Genomic DNA, 21,939 nt, shown 5'->3' with positions numbered 1-21,939 from the left:
AATTTTTGTGCCGGGAAATGCGGATGCCCAAATAAAAAAGCCGCCCGAGATTCCCGGGCGGCTTTTTGGTTTTCATTCCTGTTCGGCTTAGAGCGAACGGGTGATGTGTTCCACACGGAAGCACTCGATCGTGTCGCCGGCGCGGATGTCTTCGTAGTTCTCGAAGGCCATGCCGCATTCCTGACCCATCGGAACTTCCGACACTTCGTCCTTGAAGCGCTTGAGCGTCTTGAGCTTGCCTTCGTGGATGACGACGTTGTCGCGAACCAGGCGGACGCCTGCACCACGCTCGACCTTGCCTTCGACGACACGGCAACCGGCAACCTTGCCGACCTTGGTGATGTTGAAGACTTCGAGGATCTCGGCGTTGCCGAGGAAGGTTTCGCGGCGTTCCGGCGAAAGCAGACCGGACATCGCGGCCTTCACGTCATCCACCAGATCGTAGATGATGTTGTAGTAGCGGATGTCGAGACCGTTGCGGTCGGCAAGGGTACGTGCCTGTGCGTTGGCACGGACGTTGAAGCCGATGATCGCCGCGTCCGATGCCTCGGCGAGCGAGATATCCGATTCCGTGATGGCGCCGGCACCCGAATGCACGATGCGGGCACGCACTTCGTCTGTACCGAGCTTGTCGAGCGATGCGATGATCGCTTCGACCGAACCCTGCACGTCACCCTTGATGACCAGCGGGAATTCCTTGAAGCCGGTATTCTGCAGCTTGCTCATCATCTGCTCAAGCGAACCGCGCTGGCCGGACTGGCGGGCAACCGCCTTGTCGCGCGCCAGACGCTGGCGATACTCGGAGATTTCGCGGGCGCGGGCTTCGTTCTCGACAACGGCGAAACGGTCACCGGCAGCCGGAGTGCCCGACAGGCCGAGGATCTCGACCGGCATGGCCGGACCGGCTTCCTTGACGTGATCGCCCTTGTCGGTGACGAGGGCGCGAACACGGCCCCACTGGTCGCCGGCAACGATGATCTGGCCCGGCTTCAGTGTACCCTTCTGGACGAGAACGGTCGCAACCGCACCGCGGCCACGGTCGAGCTGGGCTTCAATGACGGTACCTTCGGCCGTACGGCTCGGATCGGCCTTCAGGTCGAGGATTTCGGCCTGCAGCAGAACGGCTTCGAGCAGCTTGTCGAGGTTGGTCTTGTTCTTGGCCGAAACTTCGACGTCGAGCACTTCACCGCCGAGCGATTCAACAAAGACCTCGTGCTGCAGAAGCTGCTGGCGGACCTTGTCCGGCTTGGCTTCGTGCTTGTCGATCTTGTTGATCGCCACGATGATCGGAACACCGGCCGCCTTGGCGTGGTTGATGGATTCGATCGTCTGCGGCATCACGCTGTCGTCGGCTGCAACCACCAGGATCGCGATATCCGTCGCCTGCGCACCACGGGCACGCATGGCCGTAAAGGCGGCGTGGCCGGGGGTGTCGATGAAGGTGATCTTCTGGCCGTTCTGTTCGACCTGATAGGCACCGATATGCTGAGTAATGCCGCCGGCTTCGCCAGACACGACATTTGCCTGACGGATGGCGTCGAGCAGCGAGGTCTTGCCGTGGTCGACGTGACCCATGATGGTGACGACCGGAGGACGCGATACCATTTCGCCGGCATCGTCGGCCTTGTCGAAGATGCCTTCTTCGACGTCGGATTCAGAAACGCGCTTGACGGTATGGCCGAATTCGGACGCGATGAGTTCTGCAAGGTCGGCGTCGATGACGTCGCCCGGCTTCATCATCTGACCTTCCTTCATCAGGTACTTGATGACGTCGACGGCGCGTTCGGACATGCGCTGCGACAGTTCCTGAATGGTGATGGTTTCCGGCAGGATGACTTCGCGGATAACCTTTTCACGGGTTTCCTGCATCTGGCTGCGGCGGAACTTTTCCTGGCGGCGACGCATGGCAGCCATCGAGCGGCCACGGTTGTTGCCGTCATCGTCGGTGCTGGCTGCGGTGATCGTCAGCTTGCCCTGGCGGCGACCTTCGTCGGCCTTCGGACGTGCCGGGGCCTTTGCCGGAATGGCAACAGGTGTCTTGCCGCGGTTCGGACCACCACGGGCCGGGCCGCGATGATCGTCGTCTTCGCCGGCATTGCGGCGACCGGGAACGGCGGCGGCAGTGCCGGGTGCCGCAGGACGGGTCGACTGCGGACGGTTTTCCTGAGTGCGTGCTGCGGCCGGAGCAGGAGCTGCCGGCTTTTCAGCGACCGGAGCCGCTTCCACGACGGGTTCTGCGACCGGCTCAGGCTTCGGCAGGGCTGCAATGCGTGCAGCTTCCGCTTCGGCTTCGATACGGCGCTGTTCTTCTTCCACCTTGCGGCGAGCTTCGTCTTCGGCGCGCTTCTGCGCTTCGATGACTTCGCGGGCCTGTGCTTCCACAAGCGCGCGGCGACGGGCGTCCATTTCGCTGGCCGACAAGTCGTGCAGCACGGCGCCGCGCGGGCGTTCCGGCTGGCGAGCCGGCGTCGGGGCCGGGCGATGTGCCTGTGTCTGCTGATGAACGCGGGTCTGCGTCTGAGCCGGGGCAGGTGCTGCCGGACGCGGAGCGGCTGCCGGAGCGGCCGGGCGCGCTGCCGGGGCAGTTGAAGCCGCCGTCGAAGCGGCAGATGCCGGAGCCGGCGTTTCAGCGCGCGGTGCTGCCGGCGTCGTGATCGGGGTGATCGGCTTTTCGTCCTGCGGGCGGGTCGGGCGGCGTTTTACCGTTTCGACGACGACCGACTTCGTACGGCCGCGCCCCATATCCTGGCGCACGGTACCCTGGCTCATCCCTGATGGTTTCAGGGTGAGGGTCTTTTTCACGCCGGCTGTCTTGTCGTCTTTGTTGTCCGTCATTCCGTTCCTGTTCCTTCGCACAGGCTCGGATGAAGACCATCAGACCCTGTGTTTCAATACACGTCGTTCAATGCGGCAGCCGGCTTTTGCCGGTAACCGTGTCATGTCTCTGACCGGCCAGCGCCGCCATTTGCTCCGGAAGGACCGTTATGACGGTACGTTTCGAGCATGGTTGCGCGCTTCACTACACCTTCACCTGCCTGGCCTGCAAGCGCCACGGCATGGATAAAAGCATTCTGGCCCATCAGTTCGTCCATTTCGGCTGCGGTGAACAACGAGAAGGAAGGGATCTCCTCCTCCAGATCGTTTCCGAGCCGCCAGGCCTTTCGGGCCTGGTCGATCTTGCGTTTGCCGTCCGCGGCAGCATCCGACGCGTGAAACACGGCCAGAGCCTCGCCCGAGCGGACAGCTGCATCCACTTTCGTCGCGCCAGAGATGAATTGCCCGGCCTTGCGGGCCAGGTTCATCATGCCTGCCACCTGAACGACCAGAAGCTGGTCTACCAGGGCGGCGAGTTCAGGCTCCGCACGCACCTCCTTGTTCTTGAGGGCGCGTGCAAAAATCTTGCGGGCCACGGCCTTTTCGACCAGAGCCCGTTCCGCCTTCACCCAGCAGCCGCGACCGGGCAGCTGGCGTTTCAGGTCGGGAACCACCGTCCCATCAGGGCCGGCCACGAAGCGGATCAGCGTTTCAGGCGATCCGGCCTCACGCGTCACGATGCAGGTGCGGTCGTTGAAAACTTCGTCCGCATCCTGATCTTCGTGATCACCGTTGGCAGAAGCCTCGGCAATCATTCCTGTTCAGCGGCTTCCGCCTCCTCCGAGGTCTCGGCAACGTCTTCTTCGGCCGTTGCAAGGTCAGCCTCGGTGATCCAGCCGGCCAGCAGGCGGGCCTGAACGATCATGTTTTCGGCTTCGACACGCGACACGTCGAACTTCGAGAACGTGCCCTCGAACTTCTTGGTCTCGTTGTTCTTGCGCTCCGACCAGCCGACCAGATCGTCGGCTGCGCAGCCGGCAAAGTCTTCGACCGTCTTGATGCCTTCTTCGCCGAGCGCGACCAGCATCTGGGCGGTGAGGCCGTCGATCTGCTTCAACTCGTCCTGAACGCCGAGCGCCACGCGCTTGGCATCGTTTTCGGCTTCGATCCGCTCCAGGAATTCCTTGGCGCGGGTCTGGATCTCGTTGGCGGTGTCTTCATCGAAACCGTCGATCGAGGCGATTTCGTCGAGTTCGACGTAAGCCAGTTCCTCGACGGCGGCAAAACCTTCCGAAGCAAGCACCTGGCCGACCATTTCGTCGACGTCGAGGGCTTCCATGAACAGGTTGGTGCGCTCGTTGAATTCCTTCTGACGGCGTTCCGACTCTTCGGCTTCCGTCATGATGTCGATATCCCAGCCGGTCAGCTGCGATGCGAGACGGACGTTCTGGCCGCGACGGCCGATGGCCAGCGACAGCTGTTCATCCGGAACAACGACTTCGATACGCTCTGCATCCTCATCGAGAACGACCTTGGCGACTTCCGCCGGCTGCAGGGCGTTGACGATGAAGGAAGCCGGATCCTGGCTCCACGGAATGATGTCGATCTTTTCGCCCTGAAGTTCGCCGACAACGGCCTGAACGCGCGAACCACGCATACCGACGCAGGCGCCGACCGGATCGATCGAGCTATCGTTCGAGATGACGGCGATTTTCGCACGCGAACCGGGGTCACGGGCAACCGACTTGATCTGGATGATGCCGTCGTAGATTTCCGGCACTTCCATGGTGAAAAGCTTGACCATGAACTGCGGATGCGTACGCGACAGGAAAATCTGCGGGCCACGCTGTTCGCGGCGCACGTCGTAAACGTAGGCGCGAACGCGGTCGCCGTAACGCATGTTTTCACGCGGGATCATCTCGTCGCGACGGATGATGCCTTCGCCACGGCCGAGATCGACGATGACGTTACCGTATTCGACGCGCTTGACGGTGCCGTTGACGATTTCGCCCATACGGTCCTTGAATTCGTCGAACTGGCGGTCACGCTCGGCTTCGCGCACCTTCTGCACGATGACCTGCTTGGCCGACTGGGCGGCGATGCGGCCAAAGTCCATTGGCGGCAGCGGATCGGCAATGAAGTCGCCGAGCTTGGCGTCGACATTGCGGTCGCGGGCCAGTTCCAGCGGGATCTGCGTGCCGTAGTCTTCGGCAACTTCGACCACTTCGAGAAGACGCTGAAGGCGGATTTCGCCGGTCTTCGAGTTGATGTCGGCGCGAATATTGGTCTCAGAGCCGTAACGCGAACGTGCGGCCTTCTGGATCGCGTCGGCCATGGCGGCCAGAACGATTTCCCGGTCGATGACCTTTTCGCGCGCAACTGCATCTGCGATCTGCAGAAGTTCAAGCCGGTTCGCACTCACTGCCATAGTCGTTGGTCTCCGTAGGTCGAAATGCTGTCTGCCGTTTCAGGCAGGGTTTCGTTGTTATTCTGCGTCTTGTTCGTCTTCGTCGTCGTTCTGGTTGGCCGCCTGCTTGGCAAGCTTGTCGGCCTTCAGCGCGTCGCGGATCAGGTCGTCCGTCAGGATCAGCTTGCCTTCGGCGAGCGCCGAGAACGGAATGGTCACGCGCGGCTCTTCGCCGTAGGCCACCTGGTCACGCTCAAGCACAAAGCCGTCTTCGTTCGTCTCGCCGATCTTGCCGCGGAAACGCTTCTTGGTATCGATCAGGATCGAGGTTTCGATCTTGACGAGATGACCGGTCCAGCGGGCAAAATCGGACTTGCGCACCATGGGGCGATCGATGCCCGGCGACGACACTTCCAGATGATACTCCCGATCGATCGGATCTTCCACATCGAGAACGGGTGAAATCGCGGTGGACACGGCCTCGCAGCCTTCGACATCCATCGTGCCGTCTTCGCGCTCGGCCATGATCTGCAGCGTCATGCCGTTCTGGTTCATCATGCGGACGCGCACCAAGCGAAAACCCATGCCGATCAGCGTGGGTTCGATGATTTCCGCGATCCTGAGGTCAAGGCCTGTCTCGACGATGAGACGCGGCTCCAGTTCGGTAGGCTGCATGTTTTATCCGGCGTGTTATCGCTTAAAAGCGAAGCTTCTCCCGCGACCGGCTAATAAAAAAGAGCGGGTCCTTGCGGGCCCACCCTTCATCAGACGATCAAGAATTTAAAGGCTATATACGCCTCAAGCCGCAGGATTGCAAGGGTTGTACGATCAGTGCCTTAGTGCCGCCTAAACCATATCGGCATCGGTCCGTCTTTCGGCTTGCCCTCATGCGCCATGTCTCTAGGTTAGCGTATAACAAGAATCATTCAGGAACAGCACAGTGCCCGATCGGGTGTCGCCTCTCGCGCCTTTCAGCCACCAGACATTTCGCACGGTCTGGTTCGCCAGCATCTCCTCCAATCTCGGCGGGCTGATACAGGCGGTGGGTGCCGCCTGGATGATGACCTCGATCAGCAATTCGCAAGACATGGTGGCGCTGGTGCAGTCGTCGACGACGCTGCCGATCATGCTGTTTTCGCTGGTTTCGGGCGCGCTTGCCGACAATTACAATCGCCGCGGCATCATGCTGACGGCGCAGATTTTTATGCTGGTCGTCTCATGCCTGCTGACGCTCTGCGCCTATCTCGACGTCTTGACGCCATGGTCGCTGCTCACCTTCACCTTCCTGATCGGCTGCGGCGTGGCGCTCAACAACCCGTCCTGGCAAGCCTCGGTCGGCGACATGGTGCCGCGAGACATTCTGCCCGCCGCCGTCACGCTCAACAGTGTCGGGTTCAACATCACCCGCAGCGTCGGCCCGGCTATCGGCGGTGCCATCGTCGCAGGCGCAGGTGCTGCAGCCGCCTTTGCCGCCAACACGGTCAGCTATCTCGCGCTGATCTACGCACTCGCCCGCTGGCGCCCGCAATATGTCAAGACGAAGCTGCCGCGCGAAACCATGCTGCGCGCCATCTCCGCCGGCATCGGTTATGTGGCGATGTCACCGAACATTCTCAACGTGATGTTCCGCTCCTTCATTTTCGGCATTTCCACCAGCATCATTCTGGCGCTCCTGCCGATCGTCGCCCGCGATCTGGTCTCGGGCGGTCCGCTCACCTACGGCATCATGCTCGGCGCCTTCGGGATCGGTGCCATCGGTGGCGCTTTTGCCAATGCGGGTTTGCGGGAAAAATTCTCGTCGGAAACCATCGTCCGCATCTCGTTTTGCGGTTTTGCCATCAGCGCCGCCGTCACTGCGTTCAGCACAAATGCGTGGGTCACCACGGCCGTCATGCTCATTCCCGGCGCCTGCTGGGTCATGGCGTTGTCGCTGTTCAATGTCACGGTGCAGATGTCGACCCCGCGCTGGGTCGTCGGTCGCGCCCTGTCGCTCTACCAGACCGCCGTTTTCGGCGGCATGGCCGGCGGCAGCTGGATGTGGGGCGTTATTGCCGAAAACCACGGCGCACCGATCGCCTTCCTCTGTTCCGCCGCCGTTATGGTGCTTGGTATCGTCATCGGTTTGCGCATGCGGCTGCCGCAATTCGAGAGCCTCAACCTCGATCCGCTGGGCACATTCAACGAACCATCATTGCGTCTCGACCTGAAGGCGCGAAGCGGCCCGATCGTGCTGCTGATTGATTATACGATCGGCGAAAAGGATGTGCCGGAATTCCTCGACCTGATGTCGCAGCGCCGTCGCATCCGCATTCGCGATGGCGCGCGTCAATGGACGCTGATGCGCGATCTGGAAAACCCGGACATCTGGACGGAAACCTATCACACTGCCACCTGGGCCGATTATGTGCGCCACAACCAGCGCCGCACCCAGGCGGATGCCGATGTCTGGAAGCGTATCCGCGAACTGCATGTCGGCGAGGTCGGCCCGCGTGTTCACCGCATGATCGAACGTCAGGCCATCCCGCCGCGTGACGACATTTTTCACAAAGCCCCGATCGACCTGCAGCACTGAGGATTTGCGATGCCTGAGACGCGCTTTTCTTTTCGAAAGGCGAGCGAAACCGATCTGCCGGGCATCATCCACATGCTTGCTGACGACAAGCTTGGCCAGACGCGCGAAATCCTGTCCGATCCGGTGGACGCGCGTTACGCCGCAGCCTTTGCCGCCATAACCGCCGATCCCAACCAGTTGCTGGCGGTTGCCGTCAGCGCCGATGGCAGCTTGGCTGGATGCCTGCAACTCTCCTTCATTCCCGGCCTGTCACGCACCGGCATGTGGCGGGCGCAGATCGAAAGCGTGCGCATCTCAGCGGACCATCGCGGCAGCGGGCTCGGCTCTCGTTTCATCGAATGGGCCGTGGAACAGGCGAAGCAGCGTGGCTGCGGTCTTGTTCAGCTCACCTCGGACAAGACGCGCCCGGATGCGATCCGCTTTTACGAAAGGCTTGGTTTTGTCGCCAGTCACGAAGGGCTGAAACTCAGCCTATCGTAACTTCCCCTTCAGTGAAGCATCCGGATAGCAGGTTTGTGCCAATCCGCTCTTGGCCTGCCAGTCGCCCAGCGAGCGGCGGGTCTTGAAGCCAGGCAGGCCATCGACATTGCCGACGTCATATCCTTTTGCCACCAGCGCCTTCTGCATGGCCAGAACATCGGAACGCAGCATCTTGCCGACATCGCCCCAGTTTCCTTGGAACGGCCCCGCACTATGAGCGATGCGATCGGCCAGATTGCCGATGAACAGCGCATAAAGGTCGGAATTGTTATATTCCTTGATGACGTAAAAATTCGGCGTCACCAGAAATTCCGGTCCGCCACGGCCAGCCGGCACCAGCATCATGCCATCGGCCTTCAGGTCGGCAGACGGAAATGCCTTGCCGGAAATGCGAGTAATGCCCATGCCCGCCCAGTTGGAAACCGGCTTGGCGAGATCAGGCCCTTCCTGCGCGCAGGACACGTTTTGTGGAATGCTGACTTCAAAACCCCAGTCGCGGCTGCGCTGCCAGCCTTCCTTTTGCAGGTAATGGCCGATCGAGGCGAGCGCGTCCGGCACCGAATTCCAGATGTCTGCGCGCCCATCGCCATCGAAATCCACGGCATATTTCAAATAGCTGGTCGGCATGAACTGCGGCTGTCCCAGAGCGCCGGCCCACGATCCCTTCATTGTCGAAGCGCTGACATCGCCACGCTGGATCATTTGCAGGGCTGCGATCAGTTCCTCGCGAAACATGTCCTTGCGAGTGGACATGAAGGCTTTGGTCGCCAGAACCTCTACGGCCGAATAGGGCAGGCGCGCCTTGCCGAAACCGGATTCCCGGCCCCAGATGGCAACGATCACTTCACCCGGCACACCATAGGCGGCTTCAATCTTCTTCAGAGTCGAGGCGTACGTGCTCGCCAGACCGCGGCCGGTCGCCGCCAGTCCCTGCAGGCGCTTTTCGTTGAAATAGGCACCCGGCGAGGAAAACTCGGCCTGGCTCTGGTCCTGCTTTTTCGGTGGCGTCGTGCCCGGCGGCACCAGATCCGGCAGATCCCAGTTCAGCGACACGCCATCGAATGCAGCCTCGATCGTGCGCTCGGAAACACCGGCCTTTTTTGCCGCCGGAGAAAGATCGCTGGCGATCCATCGCTGGAACTGTTTTTCGATATCCGGCTTGTTCTGGGCAAGCGCGGGGAGGGGGAGGAGGGCGAGAGCGCTGGTCAGCAGTGCGGCCAGTTTCGTTTTCATGGCTTCCTCCTCAGATCGCCGTGCGTGCGCGCAGTGCTGCACTCAGCGTGCCTTCGTCGAGATAATCCAGCTCGCCACCCACCGGCACGCCATGCGCCAGACGGGTAATGGCAACACCGAGATCAGCCAGCCGGTCGGTAATGTAATGCGCCGTCGTCTGCCCCTCGACTGTGGCATTCACCGCAATGATGATTTCCTTGATGCCGCCTTCGCTCACCCGGTCGATCAGCCCCTTGATGTTGAGATCATCCGGACCGACGCCATCAAGCGGCGACAGCGTGCCGCCCAGCACATGGTAGGCGGCGTTCATCACGCCCGCCCGCTCCAGCGCCCAAAGGTCTGAAACATCCTCGACGACGATGATGACCGACTGGTCGCGACGATCGTCGGTGCACACGGTGCAGGGGTCGATCGTATCGACATTGCCGCAGCGCGAGCACACTTTCACCTTGTCATAGGCCTCGCCCATGGCGGATCCCAGCGGACCCAACAACTGGTCCTTCTTCTTGATCAGGTGAAGCGCTGCCCGTCGGGCGGAGCGGGGGCCAAGTCCCGGCATTTTCGCCAGAAGCTGGATGAGTTTTTCGATTTCAGGACCGGTCACGCGTTTTGCCATGCGCCGCTTTTAGCCCATATGTCCGTGAAACGGAATCACCGAAGGAGCCGCTTGCATGAAACTTCTCGCGATCTGCCTCGGTCATCCGGAAAAACTGCCGGGCAAGTCCTACAAGACAGGCATCAACAAGAGCGCCGTCAACACGTCGGTCATGATCGACCGCGAAGGCCTTGTCGGCGATGCCGTCTGCAACGGCAAATATCATGGTGGCCCGGAACAGGCCGTGCTGCTGGAAGGATCGCTGACGATGGAATGGTGGTCACAGACGCTTGGGCGGCCGTTGGAGCCCGGAACGTTCGGCGAAAATTTTGTTGTCGAAGGCCTCGACAACCGCGACGTCAGCGCCGGCGATCGTTTCGTGTTCGAAAATGGCCTCGAACTACAGGCAACGTCGGCCCGCACGCCTTGCGCCACGCTTGCCGCGCGCATGGGTGACCCGTCGATCGTGAAAACCTACCGGCAGGCCATGCGACCCGGCATCTACTGTCGTGTCCTCCGGCCCGGCATGGCCACGGCTGGCGATGGTGTCGAACACATTCCCCATGACGGCGCAGCCGTGCCGATCCCGGAAATGCTGGAGAAGTTCGGAAAACGTCTGGCCGAAGCGGATGCCGCACGTTTCCTCGCCGCGCCGATTCATGCGGACATGCGCGAAGCCATCATCGCCGGCAAACCGGCAAAGTTCTGATTCTCTTTAGTTTAGCGCGCGGCGATTGCGGCTGCCGCACCGGCCATGGTGCCGGCCGAAATGCGGTTGGCGATTTTTACCGCACGCGGGCTTTTCAAAAACTGCCGTGCCTTGGCCGCCAGCGCCATCCAGGCAACGTCCACGGTTGCCAGAACGACGATCATCGCCGCCACCAGTTCCGCCCAACCGATCAGCGTCACGCCGGCAAGGTCGATGATGGAGGGCAGAAGCGCCACGTAAAACATCATGATTTTGGGATTACCGAGCGTCACCGTCAGACCGGCTCCAAACATTTTTAGCGCAGACCGGCTTTCCGGCAGGTCTTCACCACCGACCTCAGCAGGCGCAAACCACATTTTCCAGGCGAGATAGAGAAGATAGGCAACGCCGATCCACTTGATCACCACGAAAACCGGCTGAAAGTTTTCCGCCACGGCTGCAAGACCGGCCACGGCCAGCGACAGCCAGATCGCCTCGCCCATCCACATGGCGGCAATAAAGGGCAGAACGTTGCGCCATCCCTTGGAAAGCACCCGCGCCACAAGGGCTGCAATGCTCGGGCCGGGAGAGCCTGCGGCTACGAAAAGAGCGGCTGCGAAAACCAGAATGGATGTGAGTGTCACGGCCGCGCTCCTCCAGGCAAAGAGAAAGTCGGGCGCATCCCGGATGAGATGCACCCGACCCCATCAAAAGAATCAGAACGGGAACTTCATGCCCGGAGGGATCGGCAGGCCGGCGGTCAGTTCGCGGGTCTTTTCCGCGGTCACGGCCTCTGCCTTTTCCTTGGCGTCCTTGTGGGCGGCAATCAGCAGGTCTTCGAGGATCTCGACTTCCTCTTCCTTGAACAGCGAAGGATCGATCTTCAGGCCGAGCATTTCGCCCTTGCCGTTCAGGCGCACGGTCACGAGACCGCCGCCGGATGTGCCTTCGACTTCGAGAAGGGCGATATCCGCCTGCATCTTCTCCATCTTGGCCTGCATTTCCTTGACCTTGCCCATCATGCCCATGATGTCGCGCATCAGTAATCTTCCTTATTGATCGGTGTCGATGTCGTCGCCGGGCAGAATATCGCCTTCGGCGGTTTCGATCACGGCCGGTGGGGCCGCGGTCTCGTCGTCGTCGGATGTGTCGTCGACGCGAATGCGCACGTCGATAACCTTGGCGCCCGGAAACTGGCCGAGAATGGCCATGACATCCGGGTCGGAGCGAGCGTCGGTAAGGCGCACTTCCCGCGCCGAATTGTCGAGTTCGACCAGCGTTGCCGAACCTTCTTCGCGGCTGAGCGAGACGATCCAGTGAATGCCGGTCCATTCCTTCAGCTTCACGCCGAGTTCACCGGGAAGCGAAGCAGGACCGCCTTCGGTCAGGCGCATGTCCAGCCGGCCGGGCTCCACCTTCACCAGTCGCACGAAGTTGCGCACCAATGCCTTGAGTTTGGCGTCACGGTTTTTCACGCACAGATCGACGATGTCGTTCAGCGAGCTGACGGAGACCTGCGGTGCCGGCTTTTCGGCCGGTTGCTGCTCGATCCGCCCAACCGGCATCTCCTGACGTTCCGGCATCGGCACGGAATGGAGGCGCGCCGTCGCGCCATTGCCCCCAATACCCTGCGGCATGCCGATTGCGCGCGCGCTGGCCATCGGTGCAGATTGCATAGCCTGCGATCCACCGCCGCCATTGCCGTTCGGCGCACCACGCGGAGCGGCACCTTCGCCGCCACCATTGGCGATATCCAGCATGCGCCGCGCCGCTTCTTCCGGCGAAGGAAGATGGGCAGCATGCGTCAGGCGGATCAGCACCATTTCGGCGGCACCCGCCGGGCGTGAAGAGTTTTCCGCCTCGGGAATGCCTTTCAAGAGCATCTGCCAGATGCGCGACAGCGTGCTCACGGCCACCGACTGGGCATATTCGGCACCACGCGTGCGCTCCACTTCGCTGAGCGAAGGATCGTTGGCGGCGTCGGGGATATATTTGAAACGGGTGACGAGATGGGTGAAGTCGGCAAGATCCGTCAGCACCACGACCGGGTTGGCGCCGGCTTCGTATTGCGCGGTGAATTCGGAAAGCGCTGCCGTCACGTCGCCAGCCACCACATGGCCAAAAAGGTCGACGATGCGGGCGCGGTCGGCAAGACCCAGCATGCCGCGCACGGTATCGGCATGCACGCTGCCGCCGCCATGGGCAATAGCCTGATCGAGCAGCGACAGGCCGTCACGCGCTGAACCTTCGGCCGCACGCGCGATCATGGCGAGCGCTTCCGGCTCGGCGGTAATGCCTTCCTTCTGCGCGATCGTGCCAAACAGGCCGACCAGATCGGCGGCGCTGATCCGGCGTAGGTCAAATCGCTGGCAGCGCGACAGAACAGTGATGGGAACCTTGCGGATTTCCGTCGTCGCGAAGATGAATTTCACATGTTCCGGCGGCTCTTCGAGCGTCTTCAAGAGGCCGTTGAAGGCCTGCGTCGACAGCATGTGCACTTCGTCGATGATGTAGACCTTGTAGCGCGCAGACACCGGTCGGTAGCGCACCTGCTCGATGATCTCGCGAATATCGTCGATACCGGTATGCGAGGCGGCGTCCATCTCGATCACGTCGACATGCCGGCCTTCCATGATCGCCTGGCAATGTTCGCCGGGTTCACGCAGGTCGATGGTCGGTCGATCCATCTCGGCGGTCTTGTAATTGAGGCCGCGCGCCAGAATGCGGGCGGTCGTGGTCTTGCCCACACCGCGCACGCCGGTCAGCATGTAGGCCTGGGCAATACGGCCGGTCTCGAATGCGTTGGTGAGCGTGCGGACCATCGGCTCCTGGCCGACCATCAGGTCCGAAAAATCCTTCGGACGATATTTGCGCGCCAGTACCCGGTAACCGCTGCCGGTGGTCGAATTGGTCGTCGAAGGGGTGCCGGTATCGCTCATATAAATCCTGCCAGCTTACGGGCCGTTCCGGCCGCAAGGTTCTTGACCGGACCGGACGCTGGCCAAGATGAGAGGGTGGGAGGCTGGCACGGCGACCCGTGCCTGGCTCGTTAGGGCTGCTTCCTTCCGGACCTGACCCGGTTGGCGAGTGGCTCGTCCACCACCAACCTCCCACCGCTCATATCGTCAATATCGCTGGTAAATGCAAGCCAAGCCTGTAAAAATCTGCACACGGCATCGATCGCCCTCAGAAAAAGACTGAAAATACCGGAGGATTTCCCCCATGCCATCGTTGCAAAAGGCAGCGTTTGAACTGGACGAGCGGCTGGCCCGCGATACGGTGCTGGCCACCGTCACCGGCCTGTGCCAGCTGCGCGTCATGAAGGATGGCCGCTGGCCGTGGGTCATGCTGGTGCCGCAGCGTAACGGTATTTCCGAGACATTCGAGCTGACGCCGCTCGACCAGACCATGCTGACCTTCGAGACCAACATGGTCGCCTCCGCGCTGAAGAAAATCACGGGTGCGAAAAAGATCAATGTCGGCGCGCTTGGAAACATCGTCAGCCAACTCCATGTCCATATCGTCGCGCGTTCCGAGGGCGACCCGAACTGGCCCGGCCCGATCTGGGGTTTTGGTTCGGCTCAACCGCGAAACGAGGCTGACATCGAAAATTTCATCAAGGCGCTCACCGACGCACTCTGATTTTCCGCACGCAATCATACGAAGGCCGACATGACGAAAACGCTGTTCGATACCGACTCCCCGCATCCCGAACCGGGCAGTCTGACGGCCTTTGCCGGAAATATGCTCGATCGCCAGGCCGAATACCGGGCGGATGATTGCGTAGAAAAGGCTTTTGCCATCGAAGGCACGCATATCTTTGCGTTTTCCGGCACAAAGCTGATCCTCAAGCACGATGACCGGGTGCTCGATCCGCTGTTCTCGGCCTATGAACTGGCCGATCTGCAGCCGGATTTCGACAACGCCATCCTGCTTGGCTACAAGGAAAGCGGAGAGCCGCGTATCGCCGTCCCGGTCGGTATCGCCGCCGATGATCTCGCCAGCCATTTCAAACCCGCCGATGCCCGCGCACTGTATCGCGATGCGCTTTTGGAAGGCGAGATTCTGGGCGAGGTGGCGCAGGCCGTCAGCCTGCTCAACTGGAATGCCGCCAATCGCTTCTGCGGCAAATGTGGTGCGCCAACGGAAACGAGGCTCGGCGGCTACAAACGCGTCTGCACGGCCTGCGACCACTTGATGTTTCCACGCACCGATCCGGTCGTCATCATGCTGACGGTGGATGTCGAAAAGGATCTCTGCCTGCTCGGCCGCAGCCACCATTTTCAGGAGGGCATGTATTCCTGTCTGGCCGGTTTCGTCGAACCCGGCGAAACGATCGAACACGCCGTGCGGCGCGAGACTTTCGAGGAGGCCGGCATCGAAACCGGCCGCGTGCGTTACCACGCTTCGCAGCCGTGGCCGATGCCGCATTCGCTGATGATCGGCTGTTATGCCGAAGCGACCTCGTCGGAGATCAAGATCGACCCACAGGAAATGTCGGATGTGCGCTGGTTTTCCCGCGCCGAAGTCACGACCATGCTGGATGCCGGGCCGGACAACCAGTTTTTCGCCCCGCATCCGGGCGCCATCGCCTATCGGCTGATGCGCGACTGGATCGAGTGGCCGCAGCCGTGACGATTGCCCGCTCAGAACGTCTTCTGACGCTTCTGCAGGTGCTGCGGCGTTACCGCCATCCCGTCAGCGGAAAAATTCTGGCGCAGGAAACCGGGGTCAGCCTGCGCACGCTTTACCGCGATATCGCCAGCCTTCAGGCGCAGGGCGCTTTGATCGAAGGTGAAGCAGGCCTCGGCTACGTGCTGAAACCCGGCTTCATGCTGCCGCCGATGATGTTTTCCCCCGAAGAGATCGAGGCGCTGGTTCTCGGTTCCCGCTGGGTGGCAAAAATGGCCGATGTCCGCCTCGCCGCCGGTGCCGTCGATGCGCTGCAGAAGATCGCCGCCGTCCTGCCGCCCGAACTGAGGGAGGAGATCGACACGTCCACTCTTCTGGTCGCGGGTCCGCGCCGTCCGGAGGACAAGTCCGATCTGGTGCTGATCCGCAAGGCGATCCGCGCCGAACATATTCTTGATCTTGCCTATTCGGATGAAAAGGGCGCGCCAACACAGCGCCATGTCTGGCCGTTTGCGCTCGGCTTTTTCGATAGCGTCCGGGTGCTGATTGCCTGGTGCGAGTTGCGCAACGGCTTTCGCCATTTTCGCACCGATCGCATCGTCTCCGCCGTCTCCACCGAAAAACGCTATCCACGCCGACGTGCGGTCCTTTTGAAGGAATGGCGTGAAGCGGAAGGTATTGCTCCGGCAGTCTGATGCGGCTGCTGACAGGATTTGACAGCAGGTGCCCATAAGGTCCGCTCAGTCCCAACCAAGGAGCACTGAGATGAACCACCCTGATTTCGTCATCGTCTATGTCGACAACACAGCCGCAAGCACGGCCTTTTATCGTGATCTGCTCGGCGCGGAGCCCGTCGAAAACTCGCCCACCTTCTCGCTGTTCGTCCTGTCCACCGGCATGAAGCTTGGCCTGTGGTCGCGCCACACGGCTCTGCCGCCTGTCACGGGGCAGAGCGGCGGTTCGGAAATCGGTTTCCGCGTCGATACCGTCGCCGACGTCGATCGCATCTATGCCGATTGGACGGCGCGCGGCCTGCGCGTGCTGCAAACGCCGGTCAATGCGGATTTCGGCTACACATTCATGGTCACCGATCCGGACGGCCACCGCCTGCGCGTCTACGCCCGCGCCGTCTCGGAATAAAACGAAAGAAGGCGGCGCTCGAAAACGCCGCCTTCTTCAAACCCGTCAATGTGAAGCGGTTACAGCGTGCCGCGCATGGCGTGGCCCTTGTAGACGCCGAGAATGCGCACCTTCTCCGAAAAGAACCGCAGCTCTTCCAGCGCGCGGCGCAAAGCCGGATCGTCCGGATGGCCCTGCACATCGGCATAAAACTGCGTGGCGATGAATTTTCCGCCGATCTGGTAGCTTTCCAGCTTGGTCATGTTGATGCTGTTGGTGGCAAAACCGCCGAGCGCCTTGTAAAGTGCTGCCGGAATGTTGCGCACGTTGAAGACGAAAGTGGTGACGATCACCTCAGCCGGGTCCTCACGCGTTGCCCATGCCTCGTCCCGCGACAGGATAACAAAACGCGTCACGTTGTTTTCCGAATCCTCGACGTTCTCGGCGAGAATATCCAGACCATAGAGATCGGCCGCCAGACGCGGCGCAAGGGCTGCCATCGAGCGGTCGCCTGTTTCCGAAACCAGCTTGGCGGCACCCGCCGTATCTCCGGCGACGACGGCCTTCCAGCCATTGCTGCGAATGATCTTGCGGCACTGGCCGAGCGCATGGATATGGCTGTGCACGGTGCGGATCTCGTCGCGCTGCACACCTGGCATCACCATCAGCTGGAACCGGATCGGCATGAAATATTCGCCGATGATATTGAGGCGCGATTCCGGCAGCAGATGATGGATATCGGCCACACGACCAGCCAGCGTGTTTTCGATCGGGATCATCGCCAGATCGGCCTCGCCGTTTTCGAGCGCGTTGAACGCATCCTCGAAGGTCGGGCAGGGCAGCGGCTCCATGGTCGGAAACATGTCGCGGCAGGCCATGTCGGAATTGGCGCCATAATCGCCCTGGAAGGAAATGCGGTTGGTCACGGTCAATATGTCCTTCACTTGGTACGGCCGGCGAGGATCGCCCGCGCCTTTTCGAGATCTGCTGGTGTGTCGACACCCAGCGGCACCGAATGCACGATTTCAACATCGATGCGCATGCCGGCTTCCAGCGCGCGCAACTGTTCCAGCTTTTCGCGTTGCTCCAGCGTGGACGGTTTCATCGAAACGAAACGCGCAAGCGCAGCACGGCGATAGGTGTAGAGGCCGATATGGTGGAAAAGCGGGCCATCGCCATAGGGCGCAGTCGTGCGGGTAAAATACAGCGCCTTCAGCCGCGTGTCGGAGATCGGCGAGCCGACCACCTTCACCACATGCGGGCTGGCCTTTTCATGCTCGTCGGTGATCTCGACCGTCAGCGTGGCGATATCCACGTCAGGGTTTTCCATCGGCTTCAGCGAGGCGCGCACCACTTCGGGCTCGATTGTCGGCAGGTCGCCCTGCACGTTGATGATGAATTCGGCCTTGGCATCCGGGTCTACCAGCTGCACCGCTTCGAAAATCCGGTCCGAACCGGATTGATGGTCGGCACGCGTCATCACGACTTCGAAACCGGCTTTTTCCACCACATCGAACACACGCTGGTCGTCGACGGCGACGATCACCCGGCCGACATTGGCTTCGGTGGCGCGCTTCGCAACCTGGATGATCATCGGCAAGCCATTGATATCTGCCAAGGGTTTGTCCGGAAGACGGGTCGACGCCATGCGCGCCGGGATCAGAACCAGCGTCTTGTCGGAAGCCAAAGTCATGATGGTAAGCCCTTCAAATTTGGTGCGAATAGTGGCAAAACGTCTCAGTTGCGAGTGCTACATTCGAATTGCACGCGTGGTGCAAAAGACATAGCTTCTCCGCAATTTCAATAGTCCGTCGGCAGTCTGGCGGTAAAGTGGGAGGGTGTCGTCGTGAATCCCTATGTGAATATGGGCGTGGGGGCCCTGTTGGCTTCGGTCTTTGTCCTGATGTCGGTGTCGATCGCGTCGGAAGGTCTTTTTCATTCGCCTGCGCCTGAAAAGGCCGGTTTCGAAATCGTTGCGGAAGAAGCAGCAGCTGGAGGCGGCGGGGAGGCCGCAGCACCGGCAGCCGTGCCGATCGCTCAGCTTCTGGCCAGCGCCGATGCAAAGGCTGGCGAAACCGCCTTCAAGAAGTGTCAAAGCTGTCATGACGCGACCAAGGGTGGGCCCAACAAGGTTGGTCCCAATCTCTTCGGTCTCGTCAATCGTCCGATCGCAACCCATGAGGGCTTCAGCTATTCCGCTGCCATGAAGGATTATTCCAAGGGCGGCGAAGAAAAGTGGACCTACGATCACCTCAGCCACTTCCTTGCAGCGCCGAAAGCCTACATCGCCGGAACCGCCATGGGTTTTGCCGGTGTGAAGAAGGATGAGGAGCGCGCCAACCTGATCGCCTACCTGCGTACGCTGGCCGATACGCCGGAACCTCTGCCGGATCCGGCAGCGCCGCCACCGGCCACCAACTGATCCTTGCTGGAATGCAAAAAAAAGCCCGGTTCGACGCCGGGCTTTTTCATGGTTGTTGCGCTGAGGTCAGCCGAGCAGCCACATCCAGAAGCTGACGGTGAACACACCGAACAGCGTGGTGATGCTGATGGTGGAAGCCGCCATGCCCTGTCCGGCCCGGAACCGCATGGCGATAAGCCAGGCATTGATGCCGGTCGGCACCGAGGAGGTGATCACGATCGCCATCGTCCATGCGGGAGAAAGCTCCAACAGACGCGCCACCACGAAAACGCAGGCCGGCATCAGCATCAGCTTCAGTGAAGCCGTCACGGTGGCAAGGCCCAGATTGCCACGGATCGGATATTGCGTCAGCGTCATGCCAAGCGAGATCAGCGCCAAAGGTGCGGTGGTGGATGCGATCTGATCGACAAGGTTCTTGGCCAGCGACGGAAGGGTCAGGCCAAGGCCGTTCATGATCAGCCCGGCAAACAGCGCGATGACCAGCGGGTTGCGGATCAGGTTGGAACCAACCTGCTTCAGCACGGCGCCGATGCTGCGACGCCCTCCGCCATCCACCTTGGCAGCGGCACTTTCCATCAGCACCGTGCCCACCACCATCATCAACGGCAGGTGAATGGCGATCAGGATGGAGAGCGCCACGATACCGTCATTGCCGACGGACAGGCCGACCAGCGGCAGGCCGATAAAGACATTGTTGGCAAAGGCGGAGGACATGCCGGCGATCACGCCGATCTTGGCATCACGGCCGAAGAGATAACGCGCCGCCAGATGTCCCACGGTCCAGGTAATGGCGACGCCGGTGAAATAGGCGATCCAAAGGCGGAAAGGGGAAGCGCCATGAAAATCCGCTTCGGCCAGCGTGCGAAAGATCAAAAGCGGCAGCGGCAGCTTGAAGACGAATTCGCCGAGCGCATCCCCCACCTTCGAACTGACGAATTTCGTGCGTGCCAGTGTCCAGCCCAGAAGAATGAGAAGGAAGACCGGGGCGACATTCAAAAAGACAGCTGACACAGAAAATGCTTTCGGGAGACGGGAGTATGATTGCGTCTAGCGCATATCGAGCATCGCGACAAATGCATTGCCAACGATTCAGCGTCCCGTTCCGTTATTATCTGGTGCCGGCGTCATCAGGCCGCATCCAACAAAAAAGCGGGGGAAGCCCCCGCTTTCCGTCCCGATCCTGCCGGGTGTCCGGTTCAACTTCCGCCAGTACATCCGTGGTCGGGCGCAAAACCGGTAACGGCGGCTTTCGCCTTTCATGGCCGTGCGTCGCGGCCTCCGTTGAAAACAAAGCTATCCCGCTTCCATGACAGGCATATGACCCTGGTCAAACATGGCATCAAACATCCGGTTTTCTGCTTTCTTTCGGGTCAGAAATGGCTATGACGGGATAAACCCAATCGCGGAGAAAGCATCGGCACATGAGCAGGTTCGACGTCCTCACCATCGGTAACGCCATCGTGGATATCATCGCGCGTTGCGATGACAAGTTCCTCACCGACAACGGCATCACCAAGGCGGCCATGAATCTGATCGACGCCGAGCGCGCCGAACTTCTCTATTCGCTGATGGGCCCGGCCCACGAGGCATCCGGCGGCAGCGCCGGCAATACGGCGGCCGGCATCGCCAATCTCGGCGGCAAGGCCGCCTATTTCGGCAAGGTCGCCGCCGACCAGCTCGGCGAAATCTTTCAGCACGATATCCGCGCCCAGGGCGTCCATTACGAAACCAAGCCCGACGGCACCTTTCCGCCGACCGCCCGCTCGATGATTTTCGTCACGCCGGACAGCGAGCGTTCGATGAACACCTATCTCGGTGCCTGCGTCGATCTCGGTCCCGAACATGTCGAGGAAGACGTGGTGAAGGATTCGAAGGTCACCTATTTCGAAGGGTATCTCTGGGATCCGCCGCGCGCGAAAGAAGCCATTCTCGAGTGCAGCCGCATCGCCCATGAAGCCGGCCGCGAAGTCTCGATGACGCTGTCCGATACGTTCTGCGTCGGCCGTTACCGCGACGAGTTTCTGGATCTGATGCGGTCCGGCAAGGTCGATATCGTGTTCGCCAACGAACAGGAAGCGATGTCGCTTTACGAAACCGACGACTTTGAACTGGCGCTCGACAAGATCAGCGCCGATTGCAAGCTGGCCGCCGTCACCATGTCGGAAAAGGGCGCCGTCATCGTGCGTGGTAACGAGCGGGTAAAGGTTCCGGCCATGCTGATCGATGAACTGGTCGATACGACCGGTGCCGGTGATCTGTTCGCTGCCGGTTTCCTCGTGGCTTACACGCGTGGCAAGTCGCTGGAAGAATGCGGCAAGCTCGGTTGCCTTGCCGCCGGCATCGTCATCCAGCAGCTTGGGCCGCGACCGCTCGAATCGATGCAGCCCAAGGCAAAGGCCGAAGGCCTGATCTGAAGCCTTCTTATTTGAAGGCTTCTCCGGGGTAAGCGCCCCAGATTTCGCCCTGGTTGACCCAGCCCTCTGCTTCGCCGACTTCGGCGTGGCACCAGTCGCCATTGCATTCGCCGATGGTCAGAACCGCACCCGGTTCGACCTTGGCAACGATGCCGCTCGACCCTTCCGGTCCGCGGCGCATGTTGACATAAACGTCGTCGCCCTTGCCGCGCATCCACGGTGCCGCAACGGCTGTGCGGGTACCGGAAAGCAGCGCCTGGTTGACCCAGCCCTCGGTTCCGTCGGCATCGCGTACACGGCGCCAGTTTTCGTATTCCTGAATGATTTCCATGGGCGTGCCGGCGCGCATATACATCCACGAAACGGCGTAATCCGTGCTCGGGCCGATGCGGATATTGACCTTCCTGGATTTCAGGCTGGCGAAACGGGGAAGCGGCAGGCCGCTGGCGCCCTTGGCTGCCCCTTGCGCCAGAACCGGCTGCACGAAGACCGGTGCTGCTGCCGTGAGACAAAGGGTAAGGGCGAGAATGGAATTGCGGATGACGCGACGCATATGTTTGTTA

22 protein-coding genes and 1 other RNA gene are annotated in these 21,939 nt (G+C 60.9%); 9 read left to right on the top strand and 14 right to left on the bottom strand.

The annotated features are described in order from the left end of the window. Positions 1–87: 87 nt before the first annotated feature. The 4 genes from infB to rimP all read right to left on the bottom strand — a co-directional run bounded on the left by infB (position 88) and on the right by rimP (position 5,896). Positions 88–2,835, bottom strand: coding sequence for a translation initiation factor IF-2 (gene infB / locus ACRQ1B_RS11620; protein WP_432293715.1), 2,748 nt, complete (start codon positions 2,833–2,835; stop codon positions 88–90). Positions 2,836–2,936: 101 nt separating this feature from the next. Next, positions 2,937–3,629: an RNA-binding protein gene (locus tag ACRQ1B_RS11615; RefSeq protein WP_432293714.1), complete on the bottom strand. Its 693-nt coding sequence runs from the start codon at positions 3,627–3,629 to the stop codon at positions 2,937–2,939. After that, a complete protein-coding gene (gene nusA, locus ACRQ1B_RS11610; RefSeq protein ID WP_432293713.1) occupies positions 3,626–5,242 on the bottom strand; it encodes a transcription termination factor NusA in 1,617 nt (538 codons plus the stop codon). Before nusA ends, ACRQ1B_RS11615 begins: the two co-directional genes overlap by 4 nt. A 57-nt stretch (positions 5,243–5,299) precedes the next feature. Next, entirely contained in the window at positions 5,300–5,896 is a 597-nt protein-coding gene (gene rimP / locus ACRQ1B_RS11605) for a ribosome maturation factor RimP (RefSeq protein ID WP_432293712.1), read from the bottom strand. A 265-nt stretch (positions 5,897–6,161) separates the two neighbouring features. On the opposite strand from rimP, the gene ACRQ1B_RS11600 reads away from it, so the two are divergent. Together ACRQ1B_RS11600 and ACRQ1B_RS11595 are read left to right on the top strand one after the other, a co-directional pair. Beyond that, entirely contained in the window at positions 6,162–7,793 is a 1,632-nt protein-coding gene (locus tag ACRQ1B_RS11600; RefSeq protein WP_432293711.1) for an MFS transporter, read from the top strand. 9 nt (positions 7,794–7,802) lie between these two features. Beyond that, the gene (locus ACRQ1B_RS11595; protein ID WP_432293710.1) at positions 7,803–8,273 is read left to right on the top strand and encodes a GNAT family N-acetyltransferase; all 471 of its coding nucleotides are present in this window, start codon (positions 7,803–7,805) and stop codon (positions 8,271–8,273) included. Here ACRQ1B_RS11595 and ACRQ1B_RS11590 read toward each other — a convergent pair. Both ACRQ1B_RS11590 and recR read right to left on the bottom strand, forming a co-directional pair. Further along, positions 8,265–9,506 (bottom strand): lytic murein transglycosylase, encoded by a 1,242-nt coding sequence (locus ACRQ1B_RS11590; RefSeq protein WP_432293709.1) that lies wholly within the window; start codon positions 9,504–9,506, stop codon positions 8,265–8,267. The genes ACRQ1B_RS11595 and ACRQ1B_RS11590 overlap by 9 nt on opposite strands. A gap of 10 nt (positions 9,507–9,516) precedes the next feature. Next, on the bottom strand, positions 9,517–10,122 hold the full coding sequence (recR, locus tag ACRQ1B_RS11585) for a recombination mediator RecR (RefSeq protein WP_432293708.1): 606 nt from the start codon (positions 10,120–10,122) through the stop codon (positions 9,517–9,519). Between the two features lie 55 nt (positions 10,123–10,177). Between recR and ACRQ1B_RS11580 the strand changes: the two genes are divergently transcribed. After that, on the top strand, positions 10,178–10,810 hold the full coding sequence (locus ACRQ1B_RS11580; RefSeq protein ID WP_432293707.1) for an MOSC domain-containing protein: 633 nt from the start codon (positions 10,178–10,180) through the stop codon (positions 10,808–10,810). A gap of 11 nt (positions 10,811–10,821) precedes the next feature. Here ACRQ1B_RS11580 and ACRQ1B_RS11575 read toward each other — a convergent pair whose 3' ends face one another. The 4 genes from ACRQ1B_RS11575 to ffs all read right to left on the bottom strand — a co-directional run bounded on the left by ACRQ1B_RS11575 (position 10,822) and on the right by ffs (position 13,900). After that, positions 10,822–11,433: a LysE family translocator gene (locus tag ACRQ1B_RS11575; protein WP_432293706.1), complete on the bottom strand. Its 612-nt coding sequence runs from the start codon at positions 11,431–11,433 to the stop codon at positions 10,822–10,824. A 72-nt stretch (positions 11,434–11,505) separates the two neighbouring features. After that, positions 11,506–11,829: a YbaB/EbfC family nucleoid-associated protein gene (locus tag ACRQ1B_RS11570; RefSeq protein WP_432293705.1), complete on the bottom strand. Its 324-nt coding sequence runs from the start codon at positions 11,827–11,829 to the stop codon at positions 11,506–11,508. Between the two features lie 12 nt (positions 11,830–11,841). Beyond that, entirely contained in the window at positions 11,842–13,728 is a 1,887-nt protein-coding gene (locus ACRQ1B_RS11565) for a DNA polymerase III subunit gamma/tau (protein WP_432293704.1), read from the bottom strand. Positions 13,729–13,803: 75 nt separating this feature from the next. After that, positions 13,804–13,900, bottom strand: an RNA gene (ffs, locus tag ACRQ1B_RS11560) — signal recognition particle sRNA small type. 111 nt (positions 13,901–14,011) lie between these two features. Between ffs and ACRQ1B_RS11555 the strand changes: the two genes are divergently transcribed. The 4 genes from ACRQ1B_RS11555 (at position 14,012) to ACRQ1B_RS11540 (ending at position 16,561) form a co-directional block, all read left to right on the top strand. Next, complete coding sequence (locus ACRQ1B_RS11555) at positions 14,012–14,431, top strand: HIT domain-containing protein (protein ID WP_432293703.1); 420 nt, start codon at positions 14,012–14,014, stop codon at positions 14,429–14,431. A 30-nt stretch (positions 14,432–14,461) separates the two neighbouring features. Next, positions 14,462–15,424, top strand: a complete 963-nt coding sequence (nudC, locus tag ACRQ1B_RS11550; RefSeq protein WP_432293702.1) for an NAD(+) diphosphatase — start codon at positions 14,462–14,464, stop codon at positions 15,422–15,424. Next, on the top strand, positions 15,421–16,116 hold the full coding sequence (locus tag ACRQ1B_RS11545) for a helix-turn-helix transcriptional regulator (protein ID WP_432293878.1): 696 nt from the start codon (positions 15,421–15,423) through the stop codon (positions 16,114–16,116). The genes nudC and ACRQ1B_RS11545 overlap by 4 nt, the downstream gene beginning before the upstream one ends. A gap of 70 nt (positions 16,117–16,186) precedes the next feature. Then, on the top strand, positions 16,187–16,561 hold the full coding sequence (locus tag ACRQ1B_RS11540; RefSeq protein ID WP_432293701.1) for a VOC family protein: 375 nt from the start codon (positions 16,187–16,189) through the stop codon (positions 16,559–16,561). Positions 16,562–16,620: 59 nt separating this feature from the next. Here the strand turns inward: ACRQ1B_RS11540 and ACRQ1B_RS11535 are convergent, their stop codons facing one another. Together ACRQ1B_RS11535 and ACRQ1B_RS11530 are read right to left on the bottom strand one after the other, a co-directional pair. After that, positions 16,621–17,475 (bottom strand): prephenate dehydratase, encoded by an 855-nt coding sequence (locus tag ACRQ1B_RS11535; RefSeq protein ID WP_432293877.1) that lies wholly within the window; start codon positions 17,473–17,475, stop codon positions 16,621–16,623. 5 nt (positions 17,476–17,480) lie between these two features. After that, a complete protein-coding gene (locus tag ACRQ1B_RS11530; RefSeq protein ID WP_432293700.1) occupies positions 17,481–18,233 on the bottom strand; it encodes a 3-deoxy-manno-octulosonate cytidylyltransferase in 753 nt (250 codons plus the stop codon). A gap of 153 nt (positions 18,234–18,386) precedes the next feature. Here ACRQ1B_RS11530 and ACRQ1B_RS11525 point away from each other — a divergent pair, with 153 nt between their 5' ends. Beyond that, the gene (locus tag ACRQ1B_RS11525) at positions 18,387–18,962 is read left to right on the top strand and encodes a c-type cytochrome (protein WP_432293699.1); all 576 of its coding nucleotides are present in this window, start codon (positions 18,387–18,389) and stop codon (positions 18,960–18,962) included. A gap of 66 nt (positions 18,963–19,028) precedes the next feature. On the opposite strand, the gene ACRQ1B_RS11520 is transcribed toward ACRQ1B_RS11525, so the two are convergent. Then, positions 19,029–19,973 (bottom strand): AEC family transporter, encoded by a 945-nt coding sequence (locus tag ACRQ1B_RS11520; protein ID WP_432293698.1) that lies wholly within the window; start codon positions 19,971–19,973, stop codon positions 19,029–19,031. Positions 19,974–20,383: 410 nt separating this feature from the next. On the opposite strand from ACRQ1B_RS11520, the gene ACRQ1B_RS11515 reads away from it, so the two are divergent. Then, the gene (locus ACRQ1B_RS11515; RefSeq protein WP_432293697.1) at positions 20,384–21,376 is read left to right on the top strand and encodes an adenosine kinase; all 993 of its coding nucleotides are present in this window, start codon (positions 20,384–20,386) and stop codon (positions 21,374–21,376) included. Between the two features lie 7 nt (positions 21,377–21,383). Here ACRQ1B_RS11515 and ACRQ1B_RS11510 read toward each other — a convergent pair whose 3' ends face one another. Next, a complete protein-coding gene (locus tag ACRQ1B_RS11510; RefSeq protein WP_432293696.1) occupies positions 21,384–21,929 on the bottom strand; it encodes an SH3 domain-containing protein in 546 nt (181 codons plus the stop codon). Positions 21,930–21,939 lie beyond the last annotated feature (10 nt).

Origin of the sequence: Endobacterium panacihumi (assembly GCF_050847465.1) — a bacterium.
Lineage (GTDB): Bacteria > Pseudomonadota > Alphaproteobacteria > Rhizobiales > Rhizobiaceae > Neorhizobium > Neorhizobium panacihumi.
This window is presented reverse-complemented; position numbering and strand designations above follow the sequence as displayed.